Raw genomic sequence first — 7,251 nt, 5'->3', positions numbered from 1 at the left:
TATTAAACCCAAGCAGGGCAAGGAATGCAAGACCCATTTGCGAGGGATCCGGAAAAAAGTCGGCAAAAAGAGCTGCGGCGAGGGGGTTTTGGGGCTGGAAAGCCTTGTGGCGCAAGGCATCGAGGGATCCGACGAAAGAATCGGCCTTTGCGGCTTTTGGCGGATCGCTCGCGCAGGCGTTGATACCGTTTGGGTGTTGTCTTGGAAACAAGGGTGAGTACCCGAGCCTCAACCGGAGTTTGCGGGGCTTGGCGATTGCCCAAGGCGTGCCCCCTAGCCGCGGGTGTAGCCGGCTGGGGGATGAAAGCAGATACGATGTTTTCAACTTTTCACAGTTGGAGAAATCTCATGAAAAAGTGGATCGCCTCGGCTACAACCCTACTCTGCTGTGTGCTTGTCCTGGTTTTGTTTTGGCCCCATGTTACCTCTGCCCAGAGGCAGACCCTCAATCTCTACATCTGGTCAGAATACATCGATCCCGACATCCTCACCGCCTTTGAAAAAGCCACCAACAGCCGCGTGCTGGTCAGCGTGTACGAATCCAACGAAGACATGGTGGCCAAACTGCGGGGGGGTGGCACCAGCCAGTACGACATTGTTGTTCCCACCGACTACATTGTGCCCAACATGTTGGAGCTGGGACTGCTGCAGCCTCTCAACAAAGAATTGATCCCCAACCTAAGCAACCTGGGCGAAAAATTTGTCGGCCTGCCCTTTGATCCAGAAAACACCTACACCGCCGCCTATCAGTGGGGCACCACCGGCATTGGCTACCGCAAAGACCGCCTGCCCGAAAACTTTGAACGCTCTTGGGGACTGATTTTCGACCCGCAGCAGCAGTATGGCCCCTTTGTGATGATCGATGAGATGCGATCCATGATCGGTGCCGCTGCCGTTTACCTGGGCTTCGATATGAACACCACCGTTCGCTCCGAACTGCAGCAGATCCAGCAGCTTTTGATCGACACCAAGCGCCGCAGTGCCGGCCTAATTGGGGGCGTGGGGGGCAAAAACCAACTGGTTTCAGGAACGGCCAATGTAGCCATCGTCTACAGCGGCGATGCCCTGCAAGCTGCCGAAGAAAACCCCAACATCGGCTATTTTGTCCCCCGCGAGGGTGCCCACATTTGGCTGGATGTAATGGCCATTCCCGCCCAGGCCCCCAACCCCGAGCTGGCCAATCGCTTCATCAATTTCATCCTGGATGCTGAAGTCGGCGCTCAACTGAGCAACCACAACCGCTTCGCCACCCCCAACGCTGCAGCTCTGCCCATGATCAACCCAGAAGATCGGCAAAACCCGGCCATCTACCCTGACGAAGAGGCCCTGGCCAAACTCACCTACCTTAAAGTGCTGTCAGGGGAAGAGCTGCGCCTCATCGACGCCCTCTGGACAACCGTGAAAAGCAGCTAGGGATCCCTTGTTAGCTCTCGACACAAAACTTGACAATTTTTAATATCTGAGCCACATTAAAGATGTCACCCGTTGATGGAGCTAAAACCATGGAGAACCAAGAAGCTAAGTTCGGCTTCACTACCTTCGCCGAAAAGTGGAATGGCCGTTTGGCAATGCTGGGCTTTGTGATTGGCGTTGCGACCGAGTTGCTGACCGGCCAAGGGATCCTCTCTCAAATTGGCCTGATGTAATCCCGGTGGGCCTACGACACTGCTGTAGATCCTTGCTTGCCTGGCTGTGGTTTCCACCCTCTGCAAAGCAGCCAGGCTTTCGCATTGCCCTCGATTCTGGATTTAGGTCTGAATGAATCCAAATGGAAGTGGAAGCGAAATGCAGGCTGTTAAGTCCAGCTTCCACTGCCTTGCTTCTGCCGCTGACTCTCCTCTTCCACTGGGAGAGGGGCGGGGAGTGAAAGCTAGCAGCGCAGAAGGCTTGGGATCCCTAGGAATCTACTCTTCCAAATCCTGCAAGTACTGGCGGATATCGGCCAAGATGCGTTCTAGGTCTTCTGGGGCCTGGAGAGCGCGTGCCCATTCTAGGTCATGACCACCTTGGGATCCCTGCTGGGCCAGCGCTACCCCCAAGTGCTCCAGCTCGCGAACCACTTGGCAAAAAGCATTAGCTCCCACATTGGAGCTGGCTCCTTTGAGGCGGTGGGCGACCCGCCGCATTCTTTCTGCGTCGTAACCGGCAATGGCTTGGCGCAGTTGCGGCAGCTGGTCTTCACAATCTTGGATGAACACCTGCAGCAGCTCCCGCTGAAACCCCCGATCCCCGCCGGAAACCTGATCCAGGTAGGCAGAGTCGATGGGATAGGGCAAGGTGGGAGAAGAGGGATCCCGGCTCTCGGCGGGGGAAGCTGGAGAGGCTGCTTTAGAAGCGGATCCATTGGAGGATCCTGCTGCAGACTGGGCAATCACCTGGCTCCAGTGGTTGAGCACCCTTTCCAAATCTTCCTTCAGCACCGGCTTGCTGAGATAGTCGTCCATACCTGCCTGCAGGCAGCGCTCCCTATCCTCCTGCATGGCGTTGGCCGTGATGGCAATCACCACTGTGCGGTGGCCGGATCTCCGTTCCTGTTGGCGTAGGCGGCGGGTGGCCTCGTAGCCGTCCATCACCGGCATTTGGCAATCCATGAGAATAAGGTCATATCTGACCTGCTGCAGGAGATCCAATACCTCCTGACCATTGGCCACCACATCGGCCTTGTAGCCCAAACTCTCGAGCTGGCGCAAAGCCACCTTTTGGTTGACGGGGTTATCCTCTGCCAGCAAAATGCGCAGGGACTGCTGGGGTCGGTCGGCCATAGGCGTCGTCTGAGGGAGGACGGGACTCATTCCCAAGAGCGAAGTGGATAAACCAGAAGATTTCCCCAGGGCCATGACCAGCGCTTCCTGCAGACGGCTTTGTTTTACCGGCTTAACCAAGTAGGCGGCAAAGCCGATTTCGGCAGCGCGGCGGGAGTGCTCCCCCAGTCCCAGGGAGGTCATCATCACCAGTTGCGTCTCGGCCAGTTGCGGATCTGCCTTGATCCAGCGGCCCAAGGTCTCCCCATCCACCTCTGGCATTTGCATATCCAAAACGACCAGGGGGAAGGGTCTGCCTTCCCGAACGGCTTGGCGCAGTTTGTCCATAGCCTGATAGGCATTTTCGGCCTCTTCCACCACCATTCCCCAAGCCGTGGCCTGGCAGCGCAGGATCTTGCGATTGGTGGCATTGTCGTCCACCACCAACAGCCGCTTGCCCTGCAAATCCACCGGGACACGAGCAGAAGGCTGGGAAAGCTGCTGGGCATAGGGCTGCCGCTCCAGGGTCAGCTCAACGCTGAAGGTGCTGCCCTGCCCCTCCTGGCTTTGCACCGAGATGGTTCCCTCCATCAGTTCTGTCAGTTGTTTGCAGATGGCCAAGCCCAGTCCCGTACCTCCGTATTTGCGGGTAGTAGAGGCATCCACCTGGCTAAACGGTTGAAACAGCTTGCTCTGCGCCGCCGCCGGGATCCCGATCCCGGTATCTCTCACCGAGAGCCTGAGGTGGACATGGGTAGCGGTTTCTTGCAGCACCTCTGCTTGGATCACCACCTCTCCTCGGTGGGTGAACTTAATGGCGTTGCTTACCAAATTGTTGAGGATTTGCCGTAGTCGCGAGGCATCTCCCCGCAGGTAGCGCGGCACTTCCGGTGGCATGAGCACCGCCAGCTCCAATCCCTTGGCGTGGGCAGTGGGGGCAAACAGATCCGCCACCTCTTCCAGACACGAGCGGAGATCGAAATCCAGGATCTCCAGCTCCATTTCCCCGGCCTCCAATTTGGAGAAGTCCAGGATGTCGTTGATGAGGGTGAGCAGCGCATCGCCGCTGACGCGGATGGTCTCTACAAAGTCCCGCTGTTCTGCATTGAGGGGGGTCTCCAGCAGCAGGCCCGTCATCCCCAACACCGCGTTCATGGGGGTGCGGATCTCGTGGCTCATGGTGGCCAAGAAGCTGCTCTTGGCCTGGGCAGCCTGCTCAGCTGCTTTGCGGGCCTGCTCCAGCTCCAGGCTGCGCTTTCTCTCCCGTTCCAAAAGGGCTGCCTGGGTGAGGGCAATGCCAATTTGGTTGGCCAACTGCGACAGCAGCTCCATCTCAAAGGGTTGCCACTGACGGGGCCCGGAGCACTGGTGGGCCAGCAACAACCCCCACAACTGCTGCTCCAAAAACAGCGGCACCACCAAGTTGGCCCTGACCTGCATCTTTTCCAGCAGCTCCACGTAGCAGGGCTCCAGATTTTCGGCATAAATATCGCTGACGGCCTGGATACGGCCCTGGCTGTAGAGCTCGGCGTATTTCTCCTGAAAGCAAGGATCCTCAATCACCTCTCCTGCCAGCGAGGGGATCCCCGGCTGAGTTTTCTCGTTGGAGATGATCCCGGAGCCATCCGGCTGGAAGCGATAGACCAAAACCCGGTCGGCTTTGAGCAGAGCCTGGATCTCTGCCACTGCAGTTTCTAAAATCTCGGCAATATCCAGTGACTCGCGGATCTTGAGGCTGAGATTCGCCAGCAACTGAGCCCGGCGGTTTTGCCGCTCCAATTCTTCTGCCGCTTTCTTCTGCTCGGTAATGTTGCGGAAGATGCCCCGCGTAGCCACCATCACTCCATCTTCAAAGCGGCAGTTGACATTGCCCTCCACCCAAACGGTTTCACCGCTGGCCGTGAGGAAAGCTGTCTCTACTCTCTCTACTTTCTCCCCTGCTAGAAGCTTCTGGAAAAGAGCCTGGCAGTGCTCTCGGCAGTCGGGATGGAGAATGTCGAAGAGGGTCATCTGATAGACCTGAGCTTCGTCATAGCCCAAGGTCTCTTTCCAAGCGCGGTTGACATATAAAAAGTGCCCTTCAGCATCCACGCTCTGGATGAGGTCGCTGGCATTTTCAAAGAGATCCCGGTAGCGCTCTTCGCTTTCTTTCAAGGCCAGCTCCGCCAGCTTGCGGTCGGTGATGTCGATGCCGGTGCCCATGACAAACTCCACCTCGCCGGCAGCGTTGATTAGGGCGGTGTTAGACCAAGAAATAAGCCGCAGTGCCCCCTGCTTGCTGCGCCAAAAATTCTCATGGCGATTCAAAAAGAGGGAATGATTGCCCTTGAGCTGTTCAAAAGCTTGCTTCACACCAGGCACATCTTCCGGTGGGATCAAACCTAAGTCCCATAGCAGCCGGCCCTTGACCTCTGCCAGCGAGTAGCCAGAAAGCTGCTCAGCAGCGCGGTTGAAGCGCAGGATACGCCCTTCTGGATCCATGACCACCACCAGCGCCCCTGCTGTATCAATAACTGCGTTGGTAAAATCTCGCTCTTGCTTGAGGGATCGTTCTGCCTCTTCTCGCTCGGCAGTCTCCCGGCGGATGAGGAAGTAAACCGAGGCCAAAACCAGGTAAGTAAAAATGAGCCCGCCAAAAGCAATGAGATTGGTTCTAACCCAGGTTAACTGCAGTTCCTGATTGCGTTGCTCCAGAAGGCGATTCTCCTCCTGCTGCAGCACCCGAATCAACTCGACAATTTGCTCCATTAACCTTGGCCCTTCGCTGCTTTCTAGAGCTTCCTGAACGGCAGGTAGCCCCTCTTGCTCCAGCAGCAGCTCTAGGCGCTTCAGGCGCTCTTGCTGCAGGGGGTTGTCAGCAGTGAGCTCTTTCAACAAGCGCAGATGGGTGGAGGTGGCTTCAAGGCTGGCTTGGTACTCACTGAGATAGCGAGGATTATTGGTCAGAAGATAGCCACGTTTACCGGCTTCGGCGGCGCGGGTTTCCGCCAGCAATCCTTCCAAGTTTTGGATCACTTTTAGAGTGTGGGCCACTCGTTCTGTAAGCTGCGGCAGTTGAGAGGCATTCCGCTGAGCTGAGTAGGTGATCCCGCCCAAAAGCAAGGCAGCCAGGCCAAAACCGGCGGTAACTTTGAGGAGAAAGCGGTTTTTGCGGGCAGGTTTAGTATCCCCCGACTTAGGCAGCAGAGGCGTCTGAGCCAGTTCCCTCAAAGTACGGCGCAGCTCCAGTTGGGCCACCACCTGATGGGCCAGGGCTTGTAATTGCTCCAGTTGTTCTGGGGTCAGGTGCCGAGGCTGATAATCGACAACGCAAAGCGTGCCTAAGGCTTGCCCTTCTGGAGTTACCAAGGGAATGCCAGCGTAAAAGCGAATGTGGGGCTCTTGAGCGACAAACGGGTTATCGGCAAAGCGGGGATCCTGAGTGGCATCGGGCACCACCAGCGGCTCTTTAGGCGACAAGATGGCGTGGGCGCAGAAGGCCACATCCCGTGGGGTCTCCTGCACATCGACGCCGAATTTGGCTTTAAACCACTGGCGGTGTTCGTCGATAAGGCTGACCAGAGCAATGGGCGTGCCGCAGATGTGGGCAGCCAGCCGCACGAGTTCGTCAAAGCTGTTCTCAGGAGCGGTGTCCAAAATCTGATACTGCCGCAGGGCAGCCAGCCGCTGCTCTTCGTTGGGAGGGAGGGGGGCCTTAGGCATAGGTCAAACTAAGCGGAGAGAAAGGGATCCCGATCCACCGATCTCGGAGGTCGATAGTCTCAAGGTAAAAGAGGTAACCCCAGCATAACTTCCAAGCCTCTCCACCGGAAGCTACAGGGATCCGATCCCCAAACCAGCTTCCCGTTGGTTCAGTTCGCTACATTTTCACCACGCCTGCGTCAGCTACTCTAGCTCCTGCAAATTAAGCAAGCTTCGAGTTGAAATTTCTCAACGGAAGACTTACTATAGAGCGACGAGCTTTGTAAAGGGGGAATATTCTCAGTCATGCAAAAACTCCAAGACAGTTTGGTAAAAGCTCTGAGCATCGATGGAGCACTGGGGGTAGCGCTGGGGGATTGGAAAACTGGGATGTGCTTGGGATATAAGGGCACCAACAGCCCCGCTTTTCCTGAAGCTAACTTGGAGCTGGCAATCGCCGGAAACACAGAAGTGATTCGCGCTAAGATGCGAGTCGCGGAGTCACTTAAGTTCACCGACAGAATTGAAGAGATTTTAATCATCCTGGAAACTCAGTACCATCTAATGCGTATGCTTAAAACCATAAACGGCCTATTTTTCTACCTAGCCTTAGACCGAGAAAAAGGGAACTTAGCTCTTGCCCGCATCAAACTCAGTCAAATTGAGAGCGAATTGACCCTCTAAGGGCAACTTGAAAGAGATGAAGCATCACGGCGAGCAGGGAGTCTAATTTGGCCGTGGAGCATGACTCTAGTCAACAATAAGCTCAACTATACTGAAAATAATGTATAATATGTTCAGTACGGATTACTACCAGTTGATCTTTCTG

Annotated in this window: 5 protein-coding genes; 4 read left to right on the top strand and 1 reads right to left on the bottom strand. The window is 56.0% G+C overall.

What is annotated here, in order from left to right:
* The 3 genes from NW840_RS05295 to NW840_RS05285 all read left to right on the top strand — a co-directional run.
* Positions 1-217 (top strand): hypothetical protein (locus NW840_RS05295; RefSeq protein WP_414342818.1); only part of this gene is annotated, 217 nt, incomplete at its 5' end.
* Positions 218-348: 131 nt separating this feature from the next.
* On the top strand, positions 349-1,413 hold the full coding sequence (locus NW840_RS05290; protein WP_148202683.1) for a spermidine/putrescine ABC transporter substrate-binding protein: 1,065 nt from the start codon (positions 349-351) through the stop codon (positions 1,411-1,413).
* A 62-nt stretch (positions 1,414-1,475) separates the two neighbouring features.
* Positions 1,476-1,646 carry a chlorophyll a/b-binding protein gene (locus NW840_RS05285; protein WP_414331192.1) on the top strand — a complete coding sequence of 57 codons (171 nt, stop codon included), beginning with the start codon at positions 1,476-1,478 and terminating at the stop codon, positions 1,644-1,646.
* A 258-nt stretch (positions 1,647-1,904) separates the two neighbouring features.
* On the opposite strand, the gene NW840_RS05280 is transcribed toward NW840_RS05285, so the two are convergent.
* Complete coding sequence (locus NW840_RS05280) at positions 1,905-6,443, bottom strand: response regulator (protein ID WP_414342815.1); 4,539 nt, start codon at positions 6,441-6,443, stop codon at positions 1,905-1,907.
* A 285-nt stretch (positions 6,444-6,728) separates the two neighbouring features.
* On the opposite strand from NW840_RS05280, the gene NW840_RS05275 reads away from it, so the two are divergent.
* Positions 6,729-7,106, top strand: a complete 378-nt coding sequence (locus NW840_RS05275) for a hypothetical protein (RefSeq protein WP_414329842.1) — start codon at positions 6,729-6,731, stop codon at positions 7,104-7,106.
* Positions 7,107-7,251: the final 145 nt, after the last annotated feature.

Source organism: Synechococcus sp. R5-13, assembly GCF_047462015.1.
Classification (GTDB): Bacteria; Cyanobacteriota; Cyanobacteriia; order Thermostichales; family Thermostichaceae; genus Thermostichus.
The sequence above is the reverse complement of the archived record's forward strand: the minus strand, read 5'-3'. Positions and strand labels throughout refer to the sequence as shown.

What these genes read in the sequence shown, in the direction of transcription:
- NW840_RS05280 (WP_414342815.1), bottom strand. Translation starts at nt 6,443, where the DNA reads ATGCCTAAGGCCCCCCTCCCTCCCAACGAAGAGCAGCGGCTGGCTGCC.
- NW840_RS05290 (WP_148202683.1), top strand. Translation starts at nt 349, where the DNA reads ATGAAAAAGTGGATCGCCTCGGCTACAACCCTACTCTGCTGTGTGCTT.
- NW840_RS05275 (WP_414329842.1), top strand. Translation starts at nt 6,729, where the DNA reads ATGCAAAAACTCCAAGACAGTTTGGTAAAAGCTCTGAGCATCGATGGA.
- NW840_RS05285 (WP_414331192.1), top strand. Translation starts at nt 1,476, where the DNA reads ATGTCACCCGTTGATGGAGCTAAAACCATGGAGAACCAAGAAGCTAAG.